We start from the raw sequence: 19,522 nt of genomic DNA, 5'->3' as shown, positions 1-19,522 counted from the left end.
CGAACCCCGCGCGGCAGGTATGACAGGCTTGTCGGCATGGAGGAGACCGATCCGGATCCGGTCGTAGAGTCGGATCGGGTATTCACTGTTCCCAACCTGCTCAGCGGGTTGCGGCTGGTACTCATACCGGTTTTCTTGTGGGTACTGCTGGTCGAAGAGGCCGACGGCTGGGCGTTCGCGATCCTGTTCTTCGCGGGTCTGTCCGATTGGGCGGACGGCAAGATCGCCCGGCTGATGAACCAGTCGTCGAGGCTGGGGGCATTGCTCGATCCGGCCGCCGATCGCCTGTACATGCTCGCGGTTCCGCTCGGGCTCGCGATCCGCGGAATGATCCCGTGGTGGTTGCTCGGGATCCTGGTGGGGCGAGATCTGTTGTTGCTGGCGTCGGCGCCCCTGCTGCGGAGCCGGGGGATCACCGCACTCCCGACGATCTACATCGGCAAGGCGGCCACGTTCGCATTGATGTACGGATTTCCGATGATCCTTGCCGGGCAATTGGATTCGATCATCGGCGACATCATCTACCCCTGCGGCTGGGCATTTCTGATCTGGGGTACCGGAATGTACGTGTGGTCGTTCGTTCTGTACTGGGTGCAAGCTGTGCTGGTTGTTCGCGCACTGCCCGCGGTGCGCTAGATTCTCACAACAAACGATGTTTCATGCGTAGAGGCGAAAGGCAGCACACGTGACCCAGAAGCAGGCTCCTGACGATCTGCGCTACACCACCGAGCACGAGTGGGTGCAGAAGGTGTCCGACCGGACCGTTCGGATCGGGATCACCGACTACGCGCAGGACCAGTTGGGCGACGTCGTGTTCGTCCAGCTGCCGGCGGTCGATGATGTCGTCGAGGTCGGCGAATCGTTTGCCGAGGTCGAATCGACGAAGAGCGTGTCCGACATCTTCGGGCCCCTGAGCGGTGTGATCTCGGCGGTCAACGAGGAACTGGAAGCGAGTCCCGACCTCGTCAATTCGGCGCCCTACGCGGCCGGCTGGCTGGTCGAGATCACAGTCGGTGCCGACGACGACCTCGACGAACTGGTGGGCGAAATGCTCGATGCCGGTGGCTACGGCGCGATCACGTCCGGATAGGCAGTCGGCGACTCTTGACCCGGGCACACCGTATGCAGCGGGTTTATGCATCGTTGGCCTGTGGCAGGGTACGGTCTAAGTCACGGGTAATGCCCCAATCCACTCGATGAGGCCGGATTCGGCGTGTGAGTAGTTTGACCGCCGAACGCCGCCGCAATCACCGTGGAAATACATGGCTCGAATCCGGGCCGCGGGGACAATTACGAAGAAGGAGAATTGGTGAGCGACAACGAGAAGGACATCGAAGCTCCGGTAGAGACCACGTCGGTCTTCCGGGCCGATTTCATCAAAGAGATGGAATCGACCGGTGGTTCTGCAAGCACGTCCGCGGACAGCGGTGTGGAGCGGCTGTCGGCGGGCACCGCGTTGCTCGTGGTCAAGCGCGGCCCCAACGCCGGCTCTCGTTTTCTGCTCGATCAGGCAACCACATCGGCAGGTCGGCATCCTGACAGTGACATCTTCCTGGACGACGTCACCGTGAGCCGTCGGCATGCCGAGTTCCGGTTGGGCGCCAACGAGTTCCAGGTTGTTGATGTCGGCAGCCTGAACGGCACGTACGTCAACCGTGAGCCGGTGGATTCCGCCGTGCTGGCCAATGGCGACGAAGTTCAGATCGGCAAGTTCCGGTTGGTGTTCCTGACCGGCCCCAGTGGTGACGAAGGTTCCGCGGACGCGTGACCTCACCGGCGGCGGGGCAGCATTCTGAAGGATCGATGTCGATCGGCTCGGTCCTGGATCAGCTGCGCGGTGAATTCCCCGACGTGACGATTTCGAAGATCCGATTCCTCGAATCCGAGGGTCTGGTCACCCCTGAGCGGTCGCCGTCCGGCTATCGCCGGTTCAGCAGAGCTGATTGTGAACGGCTCCGGTTTGTCCTGACCGCTCAGCGCGATCGTTACCTGCCGCTCAAAGTCATCAAGGAACAGCTCGACGAGATCGACCGCGGTACCCGTCCAGAAGCATCGGCGGGTACCCGGTTGTTGTCGTCGGCGAAGAACTGGGTGGCTCCGGCCACCGATTTCTCACAGGACGGTGGCGGTCGTCTGAGCCGCGATTCCCTGCTCGAACGGACCGGGGTCGATTCGGCTTTCGTGACCGAACTCGTCGACAACGGGCTCCTGGTTCCCGGGCCGCGCGGATTCTTCGACGAAGACGCCGTAAGGCTGGTGACGGCTGCATCCGCACTCGCCAACTTCGGTGTTCAGGCGCGCCACCTTCGCGCCTTCAAGGTGTCGGCCGATCGTGAGGCGGGTCTCGTCGCGCAGATTGCCAACCCCATCGCCAAGGGCAAGGGGACCGGCGCGCGCGATCGCGCCGAAGAGATGGTGCGTGAGATCGCCGCACTGTCGGTCACCCTGCACACCCAGCTCGTGAAGCAAGCGGTGCGCGAAGTTCTCGACTGAAGTCCCTTTCTCCGGACCAGTCCGGGGTTTCTCGGTCGTCCCGCGGGCATCCTTGCCATAGGATTAGAGCGGTGAAGCATTTGCCCCACACAAGCTTGGGAGGGCCGGCCGCATGAGTGAGATGCGCGTAGTAGGTATCCGTGTGGAACCTCCACAGAGTCAACCGGTACTGCTCCTGCAGGAAACCACCGGTGAACGATTCCTGCCGATCTGGATCGGTCAGAGCGAAGCGGCGTCAATCGCCTTGCGGCAAAAGGGTGTTGAACCTCCCCGTCCTCTGACCCACGACCTGATCGTGAACCTGATCAGTGCGCTGGGCCACGAACTTCTCGAGGTTCGGATCGTGGACATGCAGGAGGGCACGTTCTACGCCGACCTGGTGTTCGCCGGGGATCTGCGGATCTCGGCGCGGCCGTCGGACTCGGTGGCGATCGCCATGCGTGCCGAGGTCCCTATTTTTGCCGAAGAATCCGTACTGGCCGAAGCCGGCCTGCTGATGCCCTCGGACGAACCGGAAGAAGCGGAAGACGCCGAGCCGGCGGCCGAGGTCAAGGAAGACGAGGTCGAGAAGTTCAAGGAGTTCCTCGACTCGGTGTCGCCGGACGACTTCAAAGCATCCGGTGGGGCGTAGCCAACATCTCGGTAACGCACGAATCCGTTCCGGGAGTCGGCATTTCACCCTGGCGAGTCTGGTCACGGAACGGAAACTGCTGGGTCACGAATCGCCTAAAGCTCAACTTTAGGTTCAGGGTTAGGGCGAGTCGCGTTGATCCGAACCCGCTGCGGCCATACGGTCTTCACATGACCGCGAAAGTTGCGGAGATGTGATTTTGATCAGTCAGTGCGCGTAAACTTGGCCCGTCGGAGCCAAGATCCGCACTGGCAGGTCACCGACCAGCACGCGAGGAGAACCCAGTGGGCGATCAGCCACACGACGGTGAGAACGGCGACAGCGGGGCGCACGACGCGACCCCCGAGGCACACACCCCGATCAGCGGCCCGAACAGGCTCGGTCAGGGCTCACTGGAGGACATCGCGCCCGGCCTGTTCCCGAACGACACCGTTCCGGACGAACTCGTCGGCTATCGCGTCCCCAGCGCATGCCAAATCGCCGGGATCACCTACCGGCAGCTCGACTACTGGGCCCGTACCTCGCTGGTCGTGCCGTCGATTCGCGGCGCTGCCGGATCCGGCAGCCAGCGGCTCTATTCCTTCAAGGACATCCTGGTCCTTAAGATCGTCAAGCGTCTCCTCGACACCGGCATCTCTCTGCAGAACATCCGGGTCGCGGTCGACCATCTGCGCAAGCGTGGCGTCGAAGATCTGGCCCGCATCACCCTGTTCTCGGACGGCACCACGGTCTACGAGTGCACCTCGGCCGAAGAGGTTGTCGACCTACTCCAAGGCGGTCAGGGCGTGTTCGGTATCGCTGTCAGCGGGGCAATGCGTGAACTCACCGGAACCATCGCCGACTTCCCGGCCGAACGTGCCGATGGTGGCGTGACGGAAGCCGCACCCGAAGACGAATTGGCGTCGCGTCGCAAGAGCCGCGCCCGTCGCACCGGCTAGTACCTGAAGCCGTACACTGGGACTGCGTCGCAGCGACACGGGAGAGAGTCATCTTCGAGATGACCGCCGAAGGAGCAATACCTCTCCGTCAAACTCTCAGGCATCAAGGACCGTGTCGACGTCGGCGTCTCTGGAGAGTGACGGCACGAGCCGTCCGCCCATGGTGAAAGGCCGCGCCACGCGCGGCTGAATCTCTCAGGCGTTCCGCGGGCACAGACCTTGCGGGATAGGACAGAGGGGGAGGACCGGCGTCCGGCCGACAGGTCGGCACTACAAGTGGTCGGCCTTCGTGGCGGACCCCGCGGAGGTCCTATCCATGACCGGCACACCCTTCACCGACCGCCATATCGGCCCTGACGCAGGTGAACTCGACCGCATCCTGGCACTTGTCGGCGCCTCCTCGCTCGATGACCTCGCTCGGCAGGTCGTGCCCTCCGGGATTCTCGACACCCCGGAAGACAACGGTCTCGACATCCTGCCGCCGGCGATCTCCGAACACGAGGTCCTCGCGGAACTCGCTGCGCTCGCCGGTGAGAACACCGTCGCCACATCAATGATCGGTCTCGGCTACTACGACACGCTGACCCCGCCCGTCCTCATCCGCAACATCATCGAAAACCCGGCCTGGTACACGGCGTACACCCCGTACCAGCCGGAGATCAGCCAGGGCCGCCTCGAGGCGCTGCTGAACTTCCAGACCATGGTCTCCGACCTGACCGGTATGGAGGTGGCCAACGCGTCCATGCTCGATGAGTCCACCGCCGCTGCCGAGGCCATGACACTCCTGCGCCGCGCCGGCAAGAGCAAGTCACCGCGATTCCTCGTCGATGCGGACCTCTTCCCGCAGACCGCCGCCGTGATCGCCACCCGCGCGCGGCCGCTCGGAATCGAGATCGTGACCGCTGATCTGACGGCTGGACTGCCGGACGGCGAGTTCTTCGGCGTCCTGGCCCAGACACCCACCGCCACCGGTCGGGTCATCGACAGCGCTGCACTCATCGAGGCAGCCCACGAACGTGGCGCCCTGGTGGCAGTTGGTGCCGATCTGCTGGCCATGACGCTGATCACGCCTCCCGGTGAACTCGGCGCGGACGTCTGCTTCGGCACCACACAACGCTTCGGCGTCCCGATGGGATTCGGCGGACCGCACGCGGGATACCTCGCGGTCCATTCCAAGCACGCCCGTCAGCTTCCCGGACGACTCGTGGGCGTCTCCAAGGACGCCGACGGCAACCTCGCATACCGATTGTCGCTGCAGACCCGCGAACAGCACATCCGACGCGAGAAGGCGACCAGCAACATCTGCACGGCGCAGGTCCTGCTGGCCATCCTGGCGGCGATGTACGCCAGCTACCACGGCGGCGACGGACTGCGTGCGATCGCCCGGCGCGTCCACGGACACGCCGAGACCATCGCATCCGCACTCGGGGACAAAGTCGTCCACGCCAAGTACTTCGACACCGTGCTGGCCCATGTCCCCGGACAGGCTGAATCCGTGGTCGCGGCCGCCCGAACACGCGGTGTCAACCTTCGACTGGTCGACACCGATCACGTGTCGATTGCCTGCGACGAGGCGACAACGGATGCGCATGTGGCACTGGTGCTCGAGGCGTTCGGGGCGACGGCCACCGAAACCGTCCCTGCCGGCGTCATCAACCGGACCTCCGACTTCCTCACGCATCCGGCGTTCAACCGCTACCGGACAGAGACGGCGATGATGCGCTACTTGCGGACACTCGCCGACAAGGACATCGCGTTGGACCGCAGCATGATCCCGCTGGGTTCCTGCACGATGAAGCTCAACGCCGCCGCCGAGATGGAGGCCATCACCTGGCCGACGATCGCCCGGCTGCACCCGTTTGCGCCTGCTGATCAGGTAACCGGGATGCGCAAGATCATCGCGACGCTCGAAGAGTGGCTGGTCGCGATCACCGGGTACGACCGGGTGAGCCTGCAGCCGAACGCCGGCTCACAGGGTGAGTACGCCGGGTTGCTCGCGATCCGCGAATACCACCGCAGCCGCGGCGACGACAACCGCACCGTCTGCCTGATCCCGTCGAGCGCCCACGGCACCAACGCGGCGTCGGCCGTCATGGCCGGGATGCGGGTCGTCGTCGTGGCCTGCCGTGAGAACGGCGACGTCGATGTGGATGACCTGCGCGCCAAGATCGCGGCGAACGCCGCGGAACTGTCGGCGATCATGATCACCTACCCGTCCACCCACGGAGTCTTCGAACACGAGATCGGCGACATCTGCGCCGCGGTCCACGACGCCGGAGGTCAGGTCTACGTCGACGGAGCGAACCTCAATGCGCTTGTCGGAGTGGCCCGGCCGGGCCGGTTCGGCGGCGACGTCAGTCACCTCAACCTGCACAAGACCTTCTGCATCCCGCACGGCGGCGGCGGACCGGGTGTCGGACCGATCGGTGTGCGCGAGCACCTGGCGCCGTTCCTGCCCGGACATCCACTGGCCGACGAGTTGCCCGGTGAGCTGACGATCTCCGCGGCCCCATACGGGTCCGCATCGATTCTGCCGATCACCTACGCCTACATCCGGATGATGGGCGCCGAGGGACTGCGCCAGGCCACCCTGACCGCGATCGCTTCGGCGAACTACATCGCCGCCCGGCTCCGCGAGCACTTCCCGGTGCTCTACACCGGCGAGGGTGACCGCGTGGCCCACGAATGCATCATCGATCTGCGCCCGCTGACCAAGAGTAGCGGTGTCACCGTCGACGACGTCGCAAAGCGGTTGGCAGACTACGGTTTCCACGCGCCGACGATGAGCTTCCCGGTGGCCGGAACCCTGATGATCGAGCCCACCGAGAGCGAAAATCTCGACGAGATCGATGCGTTCTGCGACGCGATGATCTCGATCCGCGCCGAGATCAGCAAGGTTGAATCCGGCGACTGGTCAGTCGACGACAACCCGTTGCGCGGGGCACCCCACACCGCCGAATGTCTGGTCGGGGAGTGGGACCACGGATACGACCGCATGGTCGCCGTCTACCCGAACGGGCTGCCGTCGGCCGGTGGCCGGGCGAAGGTCTGGCCGAGTGTGCGCCGGATCGACGGTGCGTTCGGAGACCGGAACCTGGTGTGCAGCTGCCCGCCGATCGAGGCCTTCGCCTGATCCGGACGGGACGTCAGGTGCGACGCGTGAGCGTCTCGGTGATGGCGTTCTGAGCCTCTGCCGGTGGCGGGGGCATCGGGGACGGCGTCACCGGGAAGTCCACGGCGGTGGTCGGCGGCGGTAGCGCGCCGCCACCACGGAAGCCCAACTGGGTGATCGCCGTGATGTTTTCGGGCGCGTGGACGTAGCTGATGAACGTATTGACGGCGTCGCGCGAAGCGACATCGACCTGCTCGCCGGTCAACGCGATCACCGGGAAGTCGGCCATCGGTGTCGGGCCGGTCGGCAGCAGCGACACCACGCCCGCGTTGGCCCCGTCCTTGGTGAGTTTGTAGAGCTGTTGCTCGGTGATCGGCACCGCGTGGATGGAGCCGGCCGCCGGGTTCGGCTGCGCCGCGATCATCTCCACGCCGCTCTCCGACGACCCGAGGTCGGTCGGTGGCGCCTGGGACTGCATCGCCTGCAGGGTCGATGTCACCAGAGGTGAGGTCGCGTCCTCGACGGACAAGGCACCGCTCGGGGTCCGGGAGACCTCCATCGCGATGGCCTGGGCGGCGAGTGCTGTCGCATCGGATTGCGGACCCGTCGGCATTGCCATCTTCAGCGATCCCCACCCCGGCAACCCCAGCTGTCTCATCGCGGGCTCGGACCGCTGCAGGGTGGGTAGTTCGATCCAGCCGACGTTGCCGTCCATGGCTTCCTTCGCCGCCGCCGGAATTGCCAGGACCACGGGCGAGGTGACCAGCGACGACGGCGTGCCGTCGACGATCTCGGGTTTGGCGACCGTCAGCTGTGAACTCCAGACCGACGACTGCGGGATCCAGGCTGCCGGATACTGTCCGCGCGACGCCGGATCCCACGTTCCGGTCAGACCTTCGAGAGTCACTTTCGCATCGGCCGGGCGCACATCGATGGTGATGCACCAGTCGCGGCTGATCGGTTTGGTGGCGTTGTATTCGGTGGCGAGGGACTTCAGGGGTTCGGCCAGCGCCGGATCGCTGATGACCGCGACCGTGAGATCGCCTTCCACGCAGCGCTTTGCGGCATCCTGACCCTGCTTGGTGACCCGATCACCGAGCATCGACCAGAGAAAGCCCACGGCCACAAGCACCACGACGACGGCAACCAGGACCAGAAGGCCGCGGCTGATACCCCTGCTGCCACCGGCTCTGCGATGCTCGCCCACAAACCCCCCGATCCACGAAAGACGTGACAACCCGGACCTGCGCCTTCCGGACCGGTGGTCGTCCACCGGTCCGGAAGGGCGTGAGCTGTCGTGGGGCAGTCTATGCGGTGCGCTGTATGTGCGTTCGGGAGGTCACACCGCGCAGCCGTCAGGCGTTGGCGGCCTTGTACTCGCGGCGACGACGATGCAGGATCGGCTCGGTGTATCCGTTCGGCTGCTTGCCGCCTTCGATGATGAGTTCCTTGGCTGCACCGAACGCGATGTTGGAGGCGAAGTCGGGAGCCATCGGCCGGTAGGTCGGGTCGCCGGCGTTCTGCTGATCGACCACCGGTGCCATCCGCTCGAGTGCGGCCACGACATCGGACTCGGTGACGATGCCGTGGTGCAGCCAGTTGGCCAGCAGCTGACTCGAGATCCGCAGGGTGGCGCGGTCTTCCATGAGTGCGACGTCGTGGATGTCGGGCACCTTCGAACAACCGACGCCGGCGTCGATCCAGCGGACGACGTAGCCCAGGATCGACTGGCAGTTGTTGTCGAGCTCTTCGAGCTTCTCTTCGTCGGACCAGTTGGTGTTCGGTGCGAGCGGGATGGTCAAGATGTCGTCGACCGAGGCCGGTTCCCGCTTGGCCAGTTCGTTCTGCCGCTTGAACACGTCGACCTGGTGGTAGTGCAGGGCGTGCAGGGTCGCGGCGGTCGGGGACGGCACCCAGGCGGTGTTGGCGCCGGCCTTGGGGTGTCCGATCTTCGTCTCGAGCATGTCGGCCATCAGGTCGGGCATGGCCCACATGCCTTTACCGATCTGCGCCTTGTGCTGCAGACCCGCGTGCAGGCCGGTGTCGACGTTGAAGTCCTCGTAGGCCTTGATCCAGGTCTGCGACTTCATCTCGGCCTTGCGCACCACGGCGCCGGCCTCCATGGAGGTGTGGATCTCGTCGCCGGTGCGGTCGAGGAAGCCGGTGTTGATGAACACCACGCGGTCCTCGGCGGCCTTGATGCAGGCCTTGAGGTTCACCGTGGTGCGGCGTTCCTCGTCCATGATGCCGACCTTCAGTGTGTTCGTCGGCAGGCCCAGGACTTCCTCGACGCGGCCGAACAACTCCACGGTGAACGCGACCTCATCGGGACCGTGCATCTTGGGCTTGACGATGTAGATCGAGCCGCTGCGCGAGTTCTGCAGACCGTGGACCTCGAGGCCGTGCTTGCCGATGAGCGAGGTGAACAGGGCATCGAGGATGCCTTCGGGAACCGCGTCGCCCTCGGCGGTGACGATGGCGTCGTTGGTCATCAGGTGCCCGACGTTGCGCACGAACAGCAGCGAACGGCCGTGCAGCAGAAGACCGGAACCGTCGGGTGCGGTGTATTCGCGGTCCGGATTCAGGACCCGGGTGAAGGTCTTGCCGCCCTTGCTGACCTCTTCGGCCAGATCGCCCTTGTTCAGGCCGAGCCAGTTGCGGTAGCCGGTCACCTTGTCCTCGGCGTCCACCGCGGACACCGAGTCCTCGAAGTCCATGATGGTGGTGATCGCCGATTCGACCAGGACGTCTTTGACGCCGGCAGCATCTGTTGCACCGATCGGGGAGTCGGCGTCGATCTGGATTTCCAGGTGCAGACCGTTGTGGCGCAGCAGGATCCCGGTGGGCGCTGTGGCGTCACCGGTGTAACCGGCGAACGCGGCCGGGTCGGCGAATCCGGTGGTCGAACCGTCGGCGAGGGTGACGACCACGGCGGCTTCGTCGACGACGTACGACGTGGCATCGGCGTGCTTGCCGCTTTCCAGGGGCGTGGCGTCGTCGAGGAAGTTCTTGGCGAACGCGATGACCTTGTCGCCGCGGACCTTGTTGTAGGACTTGCCCTTTTCCGCGCCGTCGGCCTCGGAGATGGCGTCGGTTCCGTAGAGGGCGTCATACAGCGATCCCCAGCGCGCGTTGGATGCGTTGAGCGCAAACCGGGCGTTGAGGATCGGGACCACGAGCTGAGGTCCGGCGGTGCTGGTGATCTCGGTGTCGACGCCGGTGGTGCTGATCTGGAAATCGGCGGGAACCTCGGCGAGGTAACCGATCTCGGTCAGGAAGGCCTTGTAGGCGGCGAAGTCGAAGTCGGCCGGCGTGGCTGCCTTGTTGTCGCGGTGCCACTGGTCGATCTTGGCCTGCAGGTCGTCACGAACCGCCAGGAGTTCGGCATTTCGGGGGCTCAGATCGTTGATCACTGCCGCTGCACCCGACCAGAACGCGTCCTGGTCTACTCCGGTGCCCGGCAGGGCCTCGTTGTTGATGAAGTCGTACAGAACCGACGCAACCTGCAAGCCGCCGTCCACGGTGACGCGCTGAGCCATAACCGGCCTCACTCTCTTTCGATCAAGGGCACTGATGCCACCTATGTTACTCGGGGGTAGGTAGCGGGGTCAGCCGGGGAAGGGTCTACCTGTCCGCCAGGTCAGGTGCCGGTTGACCGTCAGGGCAGGCGGCGGCATCGGTCGATGAGTTCGGTCCGTAGGGACTGAGCGCGGCGGCCCAACTCCGACTGCATCCGGACATATTCGGCCCGACCCGTCGGCCCCTCGATCGCGATCGGTGCCAGTCCGAACCCGGACAGGTCGTACGGGCTGGCCCGCATGTCGATCTCACGGTGTTGCAGTGCCAGGTCGAAGGCGTCGGCAATCAATTCCGACGGCAGCAGCGGTGCCAGTTTGTACGCCCATTTGTAGAGGTCCATGCCGGCGTGCAAGCAGCCCGGTTGTTCGAACTCCGGCTGCGAATCGCGATCCAGCACGGTGAGATTCAACGGCCGCGCCGGCTGAGTGAAGAACCGGAAGGCATCGAAGTGGGTGCAGCGCGGTGGCTGGGACCGGACCACGTCGTCGGTCTCGGCGGGGCTCAGGCGCAGTGGCACACCGGCGTGACGGATCTGCTCGGGTGATGCCTGAAAGACCATCGCCCACTCGTGCATCCCAAAACAGTTCAGTCGAGGAGGCCGGCCCGCGGTGGCCTCGAGCAGATCGATGATGTAGTCGAGGGTGTCGCGGCGTTTGTCGAGGTGGTCGCGGCCGACGGTCACCAGTTGACCGCTGCGAACATATCCCCGGTAGTCGAGATAGCGCCGGGCGGCCGCACCCTGTAATCCGACCCCGTATCCGGGATGCCAGCGCCGCAGCTGCGCCGGCCGAAAGCTGTAGTAGGTGAACAGGAAACCCCACACCGGATGCACCACATCACCGGCATCGGGGTGGGTGTACCGGGGCGGATGGCGTTGCAGGAGTTCATCGATCCGCCGGTGATGCTCCGTCGCCGCGCCCTGCCACTCCGACTCGACGAGTCGGTCCACGAGCGCACCGGGGGACGTCATACGCGGTGGGTTTCGTCGCGCACCGTCCCCACGAATTCCTCGACCAGGTCTTCGAGCGCAACCACGGCAACCGTGCGGCCGTTGAGGTCGACCACCGCGGCCAGATGCGAGCTGGTGCGGCGCATGGCGTTGGTGGCCTCGTCGAGCGCGGTGGTGTCGGCGAGGACGGGTAGCGGGTGGATCTTGTCGACACCGATGATGCTGTCGGGGCCCACGGCCTCGTCGAGGATCTCGTCGAGAACGTCCTTCAGATGCAGATACCCGGTGTAGGTGCCATCGGTGCCACGGACCGGGTAGCGACTGAACCCGGTGTCGATGACGGCCTGCTCGATCGAACCGAGCGTCGGGCCGACGCGGCCGGTCACCGGGTCGGCGGTGACCTGGACGCTGCGGAGCGAGGTGAGCGGTATCGCGACCTCGAGCACGGTCCGGCCCGATGTCTGGAGGGCGCGGGTGAGGCGCGTGTGTTCCTCTTCGTCGATCAGGCCTTCGCGCCGGGATTCGCCGAGCATCTGCGCGAGTTCATTGGCCGAGACCGTCGAGTCGAGTTCGTCTTTCGGTTCGACCCGCAGCAGTCGCAACGACAGATTGGCCATCAAGTTGTAGAACGCGATCACCGGCCGCGCGAGCTTGATGAACAGGAGATGTGTCGGGACCAGGAGCATGGCCGATCGCTCCGGGCCGGCCAGCGCGAGATTCTTGGGGACCATCTCGCCGAGCAGAATGTGGAGCACCACGACCAGCGACAGCGCCAGGGTAAACGAGATCGGATGCAGAAGTTCGTGGGGGACGTGCGCGAGTTCCAGCGGCTTCTCGATCAGGTGGGCGATCGCCGGTTCGCCGACCCGGCCCAGCAGGATCGAACAGATGGTGATGCCGAGCTGCGCCGCGGCCAGCATCAGCGATAGGTGCTCGCCGGCTTCGATGACCGTGCGGGCCCGGCGCTTGCCCTGGTGTTCCAGAGCTTCCAGACGGTCGCGGCGAGCCGAGATCAGGGAGAACTCGGCGGCGACGAAAAAGGCGTTGCCGGCGAGCAACAACACCGCGAGCACCACGCCCCACAGGTCACCCATCGGTGGCCTCCGCGTCGTCGGATCCGGGTTGCGGAATCAGGGCCACGGCGTCGATCCGGCGTCCGTCCATCCGAACCACCCGGGCACGCCAACGTTGTTCGGGCACGTCGTCGGAGGAGTCGTCCTCGTCGTCGGCACCGGAATAGCGGACCGGCAGATCGACGATGTCACCTTCGCGGGCGATCCGGCCGAGTTCGAACATCAGGAGACCACCAAGGGTGTCGTATTGGCCCTCGGGGGCGCGATAGCCGATCGCCTCGAGGAGTTCGTCGATACGCAGCAACCCGTTGAGGAGGTAGCCGTCGCCGTCTTGCTGGACGTCGGCCTGTTCGTCATCGTGTTCGTCGGTGACATCGCCGACGATCTCCTCGATGAGGTCCTCGGTGGTGACGATCCCGGCAGTGCCGCCGTACTCGTCGACGACCACGACAACCTGTAGGCCGTCGGCGCGGATCTGTTCCATCAGGGCATCACCGTCGAGGCTGGCCGGGACAACCGAGACCGAGCGGGCGAGTGTGTGCAGTTCGGTGGTGCTGCGCTGCGACATCGGGACGGTGAACGCCTGTTTGACGTGGACGACACCGCTGATGTTGTCGAGGTCGCCGCCGTCGAGAACCGGGAACCGGGAGTAGCCCGTCCGCGACGACGCCAGGATCAGATCGCGCACGGTGTCGTGGATGTCGAGGGATTCGACGGTGACACGTGGCGTCATCAGGTCTTCCGCCGTGAGTGTCCCGAACTGCAACGATCGATCCACCAGTGCCGCGGTCCCCGGGTCGAGCGCTCCCTGACGTGCGGAATTGCGCACCAGAGATCCGAGTTCCTGGGGTGATCGAGCCGACCGCAATTCTTCGGCAGGCTCGACCCCCATTCGACGGACCACCCAGTTGGCGGTGCCGTTGAGTGCGTTGATCAACCATCGGAACGTCGCCGAGAACATGCTCATGGTTCCGGCGGTGGCGCGTGCGGTCGGAAGCGGTTTGGAGATCGCCAGGTTCTTGGGGATGAGCTCACCGAGCACCATCGACAGCGAGGTGGCGATGACCAGCGCGAGGATCAATGAGATCGCCGAGGCTGCGCTGTCGGGGACACCGAGGGCGTCAAACATCGGCTCGAACAGCTGCGCCAGCACCGGTTCGGCGATGTAGCCGGTGACCAGGGTCGTGATGGTGATTCCGAGCTGAGCACCCGAGAGCTGGAATGACAGTGTTTTGTGGGCCCGGCTGACCTGGTGTGAACGTATATCGTCCCTGGTCCGGACGTCGTTCTCGACGGTGGACCGTTCGAGCGCCGTGAGAGAGAATTCGGCCGCGACAAATAGCGCGGTGCCCAATGTGAGGGCGATGAAGCCGAGCAGACTGCCGATCAGAATCAGTGCTTGCATCAACGATCACCACAGTGGGTGACGTCTTGAGGTGCCATGGGCACCAATCCAGCCTCCATGTTCAGGGGAATCAGGCGAGGGGATGTCGCCTGGGATGTTGGGTCGATCGTATCGGGTTACCAGCCGGTTGGTAGCGGGCGTCCTTCGGCGAAGCCCGCGGCGGACTGCACACCCAGGATCGCTTTCTCGTGCAGTTCCTCGAGTGATCGCGCGCCGACGTACGTCGCGGTGGACCGAACGCCCGAACAAATGTGGTCGATCAGGTCCTCGACGCCCGGCCGTTCAGGGTCCAGGGCGATGCGCGACGACGAGATACCTTCTTCGAACAATGCTTTACGGGCGCGGTCGAAAGAGCTGTCGGTCGCGGTACGCGCGGCGACCGCCCGCTTCGAGGCCATCCCGAAGCTTTCCTTGTACGGCTTACCCGCCCGGTCCCACTTCAGGTCGCCCGGACTTTCGTAGGTACCGGCGAACCACGAACCGACCATCACATTCGAGGCTCCGGCGGCCACGGCGAGGGCGACATCGCGCGGATGTCGCACACCACCGTCGGCCCAGACATGGGCGTTCGATTCCTTTGCCGCAGCGGCACATTCGGCAACCGCCGAGAACTGCGGACGGCCCACGCCGGTCATCATGCGGGTGGTACACATCGCGCCCGGCCCGACACCGACCTTGACGATGTCGGCACCGGCGGAGATCAGGTCCCGGGTGCCCTGCGCCGACACCACGTTGCCCGCGCAGATCGGAACCCCGAGGTTGGCATCGGCGATCTGCTCGAGGACCGCGAGCATCTTCTCCTGATGTCCGTGCGCGGTGTCGACGACGATCAGGTCGGCGCCGGCCTGCACCAGCGCGATCGCCTTGCCGCGGGCGTCACCGTTGACGCCGACCGCAGCGGCGACCCGCAACCGGCCGTTCGCGTCGAGGTTGGGTTGGTAGATACCGGCGCGGACTGCTCCGACCCGGGTCAGCACGCCCGCGAGTGAACCGTCGGCTTCGGTCAGGACCGCGAGGTCGGCGTGCGTGCCATCGAGCAGTTCGAACAGCTCACGTGCAGGTGTGCCGACCGGGGCCGACACGAAGTCGGGGTCGAGGACCTCGGTCAGCCGGGCGAACCGGTCGACGTCTGCGCACGCGGCTTCGGTGACCACGCCGATCGGGGTCGCGGCATCGGAATCGAGCACTACCAGGGCACCGTGGGCGCGCTTGGGCAGCAACGCCACGGCATCGGAGACAGCTGCCTCTCCACCGAGGACAACGGGGGTGTCTGCGACGAGGTGGCGTCCTTTGACAAACGCGATCATCTCGGCGGCAGCGGTGATCGGCAGGTCCTGCGGGAGCACCACCAGGCCGCCCCGGCGGGCCACCGTTTCGGCCATCCGACGTCCGGCCACAGCCGTCATGTTGGCAACGACCAGCGGAATAGTTGTGCCGGAGCCGTCGGCGGATGAGAGATCGACGTCGAAACGAGATGTGACGTCGGTGCGACCAGGCACCAGAAATACGTCGTCGTAGGTCAGGTCTTGGCTCGGGAAATGATCATCGAGGAATCGCACGTAGGTCGATACTACTCGTCGGCGAGATCAGGAGACAAAACGGTAAACGCGCCACCCAATACGAAAGACGCTCCACAAAGTTCTTGTGGAGCGTCTTCGCAGAAGCGGGCATTGGCCGCAAGGCGCAGCCCGCCGGTGGAAGGTCAGGCCTGGACTTCGGTGCGGCCTTCGCTCCAGAGAGTGTGGAAAGCACCTTCTTTGTCGACGCGCTGGTAGGTGTGCGCACCGAAGAAGTCGCGCAGTCCCTGGGTCAGGGCGGCGGGCAGTCGCTCGGCGCGCAGGGCGTCGTAGTACGACAGCGACGAGGAGAAGGCCGGGACCGGGATGCCCATGGTGGTCGCGGTGGCGACGACCTCACGCCAGCTGTCGACGGCGTTCTCGACGGCGGCGCGGAAATACGGGGCCAGCAGCAGGCTGGGGAGCTCCGGGTTCTCGGCGTAGGCCTCGCGGATGCGGTTGAGGAACTTGGCCCGGATGATGCAGCCGCCGCGCCAGATGGTGGCGAGGTCGCCTGGGTGCACATTCCAGCCGTATTCGTTGCTGCCCGCGGCGATCTGATCGAACCCCTGGGCGTAGGCGACAACCTTCGAGGCATAGAGCGCCTTGTTGATGGCGTCGACGAACTTCGCCTTGTCGGTGGGGGAGGCGGCGAGGGTTCCCGAGGCCAGTCCCTGCGCCTGCTTGCGCTGGTCGGTCGCGCTCGACAGGGCCCGCGCGAAGACGGCCTCGGCGATACCGGTGGTCGGGATACCCAGATCGAGTGCCGACTTCACGGTCCAGCGGCCGGTGCCCTTCTGACCGGCGGCGTCGACGATGACGTCGACCAGCGGCTTGCCGGTTTCGGCATCGACCTGGCTGAGCACCTCCGCGGTGATCTCGACGAGGTAGCTGTCGAGGTCACCGGAGTTCCACTCGCGGAAGACGTCGGCGATTTCGCTGACCGGCATGTCGAGCGCTTTGCGCATGAGGTCGTAGGCCTCGCCGATGAGCTGCATGTCGGCGTATTCGATGCCGTTGTGGACCATCTTTACGAAGTGGCCCGAGCCGTCGGGCCCGATGTGGGTACAGCAGGGTTCGCCGTCGACGTGGGCAGAAATCGATTCGAGGAGCGGTCCGAGCGACTTGTACGACTCGACCGGTCCACCCGGCATGATCGACGGGCCGTTGAGCGCGCCTTCCTCGCCACCGGAGATGCCGGCGCCGACGAAGTTCAGGCCGCGCTTGGACATGGCGGCTTCGCGTCGGATGGTGTCGGTGTAGAGCGAGTTACCACCATCGATGATGATGTCGCCGGTTTCCATCAGGTCGGCGAGCTCTTCGATCACGGCATCGGTGGGATCGCCGGCCTTGACCATGATCAGCACGCGGCGCGGCTTCTGCAGCGCGCCGACGAACTCGGCCATCGTCTCGGTGCGGACGAAATCACCTTCGGTGCCGTACTTCTCGACGAGCGCATCGGTTTTCGCGATGCTGCGGTTGTGTAGGGCCACGGTGTGACCGTGACGGGCGAAGTTGCGGGCGATGTTGGAACCCATCACCGCAAGTCCGGTGACTCCGATCTGGGCGCGAGCAGCTGAATCAGTCATTGCTACACCATATGACGTGGGTAGAGATGACGAAGTTCGGAGGTCGGTGTCAGGTGCTGATCAGGCGATGGAGTTCGTTGAGCCAGGGGATTGCGACGGCGAGGGTCGGGATGACCAGGATCGCGGCGGCGGCGGTATAGGCCAGTGTCGAGATCAGCATCGTCGGCCGGGTGTCCGAGAGGCGTTTGACCCGCGCGAGTGTGCTCGGCCCACCGATTGCCATGGCACCGCTGGGAGCCACGGAATCTGCGCAGGCGACGAGTGCCCGGCCGAGGTGGGTTCGGCCGCTGGTTCGGATGGCGGTGTCGTCGGCGAGCAACTCCACCAGCAGCTGCACCGCACCCAGGGCCGACCGGCTGCGGACAAACCGTGGGAATGCGTCGTGGACTGCGATGAACGCTTCGAGGATCAGGTCATGGCGGGCTCGCAGATGTGCACGTTCATGACTGATGACGGCTTCGAGCTCGTCGCGGGTCAGACGTGCCACAGTGCCCTCACTCAGCACAACCCGCTGACGGAGGCCGGGCAAACAGTAGGCCATCGGCTGATCGACCTCGAGCATGCGAACATCGCGGGCGCTCAGCGGGCTGTCGGGCGCGGACCTGTCCATCCGGTCGAGGAGGTCGACCAGCTGACGATGGGCCGACCGGCGGGCCCGGGTGCGCATTGAGACGCGAATCACGCTGTAGATGAGGCGAGCACCGACAAAGAGGGTCAGCAGAAAGACCGTGATGTACGCGGTCCAGCGCACGATACCCAGAGTGGCCACTTCTTCGAGCGGGTTGGCGACGGGGCGACCCTGTTCGTCGAGGGTCAGCATGTTGGAGGCGATGGACAGCCCGCAGCTGAACGCCGACAGCACGGCCGCGAGAGCGATCGATTGCCACAGGGCCATGGCGGCGCGGGGTGCCCGAAGTGGCCACTGGGCACTGGCCAGCCAGCTCGGGGCCGGCCATACCAGGATCACAGCGACGATCCCGAACACAAACGCGGTCACGGCAAGGTGTTCCTAAGGCTCATTGATGCGGTGAGGCTCGCGGGTGGTTCCACGAGCCGATTCCAGTTCATCGAGGGCGCGTCGCAACGCCGCTGCTTCGTCGGCGCCGACTCGTCCCACAAAGGATACAAGTGCCGCCTGTCGTGAACCTGCTTCGTCGGCTTCGCTGAGCGCATCGACCATCAGGCTGGCAACGAGGTGCTCTCGTGGATGCGTCGCGGAGTAGCGGTGCGCGCGATCGTCGCGAATTTGCGTGACCAGATGCTTCTTGGCCAGACGCTGCAGCACCGTCATCACCGTCGTGTAGGCCAACTCGCGGTTGGCAGAGACCGCGGCGTGTACCTGTCGCACCGTTTGAGGCTCGTCGGAGGACCATAAATTGTCCATCACGACGCGCTCGAGTTCACCCAAGCCGTTCATTCTTCTCACTTTACTTTTCTTCTCATCAAGTAGCTCAACGCGCATCGTGATTATTTTTCTCCGTGACGGTTGACACCATGGTAAGGCTAGCCTACATTCTTAGTACGAGGACCGCGCGAGAGTCCTGAGGGCTGCAGAGACCCCCGGTCCACGCCACGGCAGGCCCCACCTTCCAGGTGGGGCCTGCTGAGTTTTCTGGGCATGATCTGCTCGATTCGATCCGGCGAAGAACCCTCCGGCACGGCCGAACCCAAACTTTGACAAACTGGCTGCAACGCCACGTCGTCGAAGTGTGGCCCGTCGTAGAGGAGGCCTGTCGGTGACCGAGTCAACCGATTTCAGCTCGTTTGATCCGACTACCTGGACGGCCCGAGGGTTCGATTCCGAAATCGGTCTGTCGTACGACGCGGCGACCACGGACGGCGTTTCGGCGAGGTTCACGATCACCGACAAGCTGCTGCAGCCGTTCGGCATCGTCCACGGGGGTGTCTATTGCGCTGTCATCGAATCCGTGGCGAGCATGTCGGGGCAGGTGTGGCTCAATGCGAATGTCTCCGCGCAGGGCCACGTCGTCGGCGTCAACAACAGCACCGACTTCTTGCGTGCGGTCACAACCGGTGAGATGGTCGCGCAGTCGAAGCCCATCCACCGGGGCCGGCGCCAGCAGTTGTGGGAAGTGGACATCGCCGATGAGAACGGCAAGCTGATCGCGCAGGGGCGGGTCCGGCTCCAGAACATCACCGAAGGTTGACGTGACCACCTCCGAGGGGAGCCGGCCGG

At 64.9% G+C, this 19,522-nt stretch carries 17 protein-coding genes and 1 riboswitch; of the genes, 8 read left to right on the top strand and 9 right to left on the bottom strand.

The window, feature by feature from the left end; translation table 11 throughout:
* Positions 1–36: 36 nt before the first annotated feature.
* The 7 genes from H290_RS0115210 (at position 37) to gcvP (ending at position 7,195) form a co-directional block, all read left to right on the top strand.
* Positions 37–636, top strand: a complete 600-nt coding sequence (locus tag H290_RS0115210) for a CDP-alcohol phosphatidyltransferase family protein (RefSeq protein ID WP_020107676.1) — start codon at positions 37–39, stop codon at positions 634–636.
* A 49-nt stretch (positions 637–685) separates the two neighbouring features.
* Positions 686–1,090: a glycine cleavage system protein GcvH gene (gcvH, locus tag H290_RS0115205; RefSeq protein ID WP_020107675.1), complete on the top strand. Its 405-nt coding sequence runs from the start codon at positions 686–688 to the stop codon at positions 1,088–1,090.
* Positions 1,091–1,309: 219 nt separating this feature from the next.
* Positions 1,310–1,768 (top strand): glycogen accumulation regulator GarA, encoded by a 459-nt coding sequence (gene garA, locus H290_RS0115200; protein ID WP_028463228.1) that lies wholly within the window; start codon positions 1,310–1,312, stop codon positions 1,766–1,768.
* A 35-nt stretch (positions 1,769–1,803) separates the two neighbouring features.
* Positions 1,804–2,493 carry a MerR family transcriptional regulator gene (locus H290_RS0115195; protein ID WP_028463227.1) on the top strand — a complete coding sequence of 230 codons (690 nt, stop codon included), beginning with the start codon at positions 1,804–1,806 and terminating at the stop codon, positions 2,491–2,493.
* A gap of 112 nt (positions 2,494–2,605) precedes the next feature.
* Positions 2,606–3,124, top strand: coding sequence for a bifunctional nuclease family protein (locus H290_RS0115190; RefSeq protein ID WP_028463226.1), 519 nt, complete (start codon positions 2,606–2,608; stop codon positions 3,122–3,124).
* 284 nt (positions 3,125–3,408) lie between these two features.
* Positions 3,409–4,062, top strand: coding sequence for a MerR family transcriptional regulator (locus tag H290_RS0115185; RefSeq protein WP_020107671.1), 654 nt, complete (start codon positions 3,409–3,411; stop codon positions 4,060–4,062).
* 28 nt (positions 4,063–4,090) lie between these two features.
* Positions 4,091–4,185, top strand: a riboswitch (glycine riboswitch).
* A gap of 193 nt (positions 4,186–4,378) precedes the next feature.
* On the top strand, positions 4,379–7,195 hold the full coding sequence (gene gcvP / locus H290_RS0115180; RefSeq protein ID WP_020107670.1) for an aminomethyl-transferring glycine dehydrogenase: 2,817 nt from the start codon (positions 4,379–4,381) through the stop codon (positions 7,193–7,195).
* Positions 7,196–7,208: 13 nt separating this feature from the next.
* Here gcvP and H290_RS0115175 read toward each other — a convergent pair whose 3' ends face one another.
* The 9 genes from H290_RS0115175 to H290_RS0115135 all read right to left on the bottom strand — a co-directional run bounded on the left by H290_RS0115175 (position 7,209) and on the right by H290_RS0115135 (position 18,751).
* Positions 7,209–8,381 (bottom strand): substrate-binding domain-containing protein, encoded by a 1,173-nt coding sequence (locus tag H290_RS0115175; protein ID WP_020107669.1) that lies wholly within the window; start codon positions 8,379–8,381, stop codon positions 7,209–7,211.
* A gap of 148 nt (positions 8,382–8,529) precedes the next feature.
* Complete coding sequence (locus tag H290_RS0115170; protein WP_020107668.1) at positions 8,530–10,713, bottom strand: malate synthase G; 2,184 nt, start codon at positions 10,711–10,713, stop codon at positions 8,530–8,532.
* Between the two features lie 119 nt (positions 10,714–10,832).
* A complete protein-coding gene (locus H290_RS0115165) occupies positions 10,833–11,723 on the bottom strand; it encodes a hypothetical protein (protein ID WP_020107667.1) in 891 nt (296 codons plus the stop codon).
* Complete coding sequence (locus H290_RS0115160) at positions 11,720–12,796, bottom strand: hemolysin family protein (protein ID WP_020107666.1); 1,077 nt, start codon at positions 12,794–12,796, stop codon at positions 11,720–11,722. The genes H290_RS0115165 and H290_RS0115160 overlap by 4 nt, the downstream gene beginning before the upstream one ends.
* Positions 12,789–14,180: a hemolysin family protein gene (locus tag H290_RS0115155; protein ID WP_020107665.1), complete on the bottom strand. Its 1,392-nt coding sequence runs from the start codon at positions 14,178–14,180 to the stop codon at positions 12,789–12,791. The genes H290_RS0115160 and H290_RS0115155 overlap by 8 nt, the downstream gene beginning before the upstream one ends.
* 116 nt (positions 14,181–14,296) lie before the next feature.
* On the bottom strand, positions 14,297–15,739 hold the full coding sequence (locus tag H290_RS0115150) for a GuaB1 family IMP dehydrogenase-related protein (protein ID WP_020107664.1): 1,443 nt from the start codon (positions 15,737–15,739) through the stop codon (positions 14,297–14,299).
* Between the two features lie 143 nt (positions 15,740–15,882).
* On the bottom strand, positions 15,883–17,325 hold the full coding sequence (gene gndA / locus H290_RS0115145; protein ID WP_020107663.1) for an NADP-dependent phosphogluconate dehydrogenase: 1,443 nt from the start codon (positions 17,323–17,325) through the stop codon (positions 15,883–15,885).
* A 49-nt stretch (positions 17,326–17,374) separates the two neighbouring features.
* Positions 17,375–18,322 carry a M56 family metallopeptidase gene (locus H290_RS0115140; RefSeq protein ID WP_020107662.1) on the bottom strand — a complete coding sequence of 316 codons (948 nt, stop codon included), beginning with the start codon at positions 18,320–18,322 and terminating at the stop codon, positions 17,375–17,377.
* Positions 18,323–18,334: 12 nt separating this feature from the next.
* A complete protein-coding gene (locus H290_RS0115135; protein ID WP_028463225.1) occupies positions 18,335–18,751 on the bottom strand; it encodes a BlaI/MecI/CopY family transcriptional regulator in 417 nt (138 codons plus the stop codon).
* A 310-nt stretch (positions 18,752–19,061) separates the two neighbouring features.
* Between H290_RS0115135 and H290_RS0115130 the strand changes: the two genes are divergently transcribed.
* Positions 19,062–19,493 (top strand): PaaI family thioesterase, encoded by a 432-nt coding sequence (locus tag H290_RS0115130; RefSeq protein ID WP_020107660.1) that lies wholly within the window; start codon positions 19,062–19,064, stop codon positions 19,491–19,493.
* The last annotated feature ends 29 nt before the right edge of the window (positions 19,494–19,522 follow it).

This window comes from Nocardia sp. 348MFTsu5.1 (assembly GCF_000383535.1).
Taxonomy (GTDB): Bacteria; Actinomycetota; Actinomycetes; order Mycobacteriales; family Mycobacteriaceae; genus Williamsia; species Williamsia faeni.
This window is presented reverse-complemented; position numbering and strand designations above follow the sequence as displayed.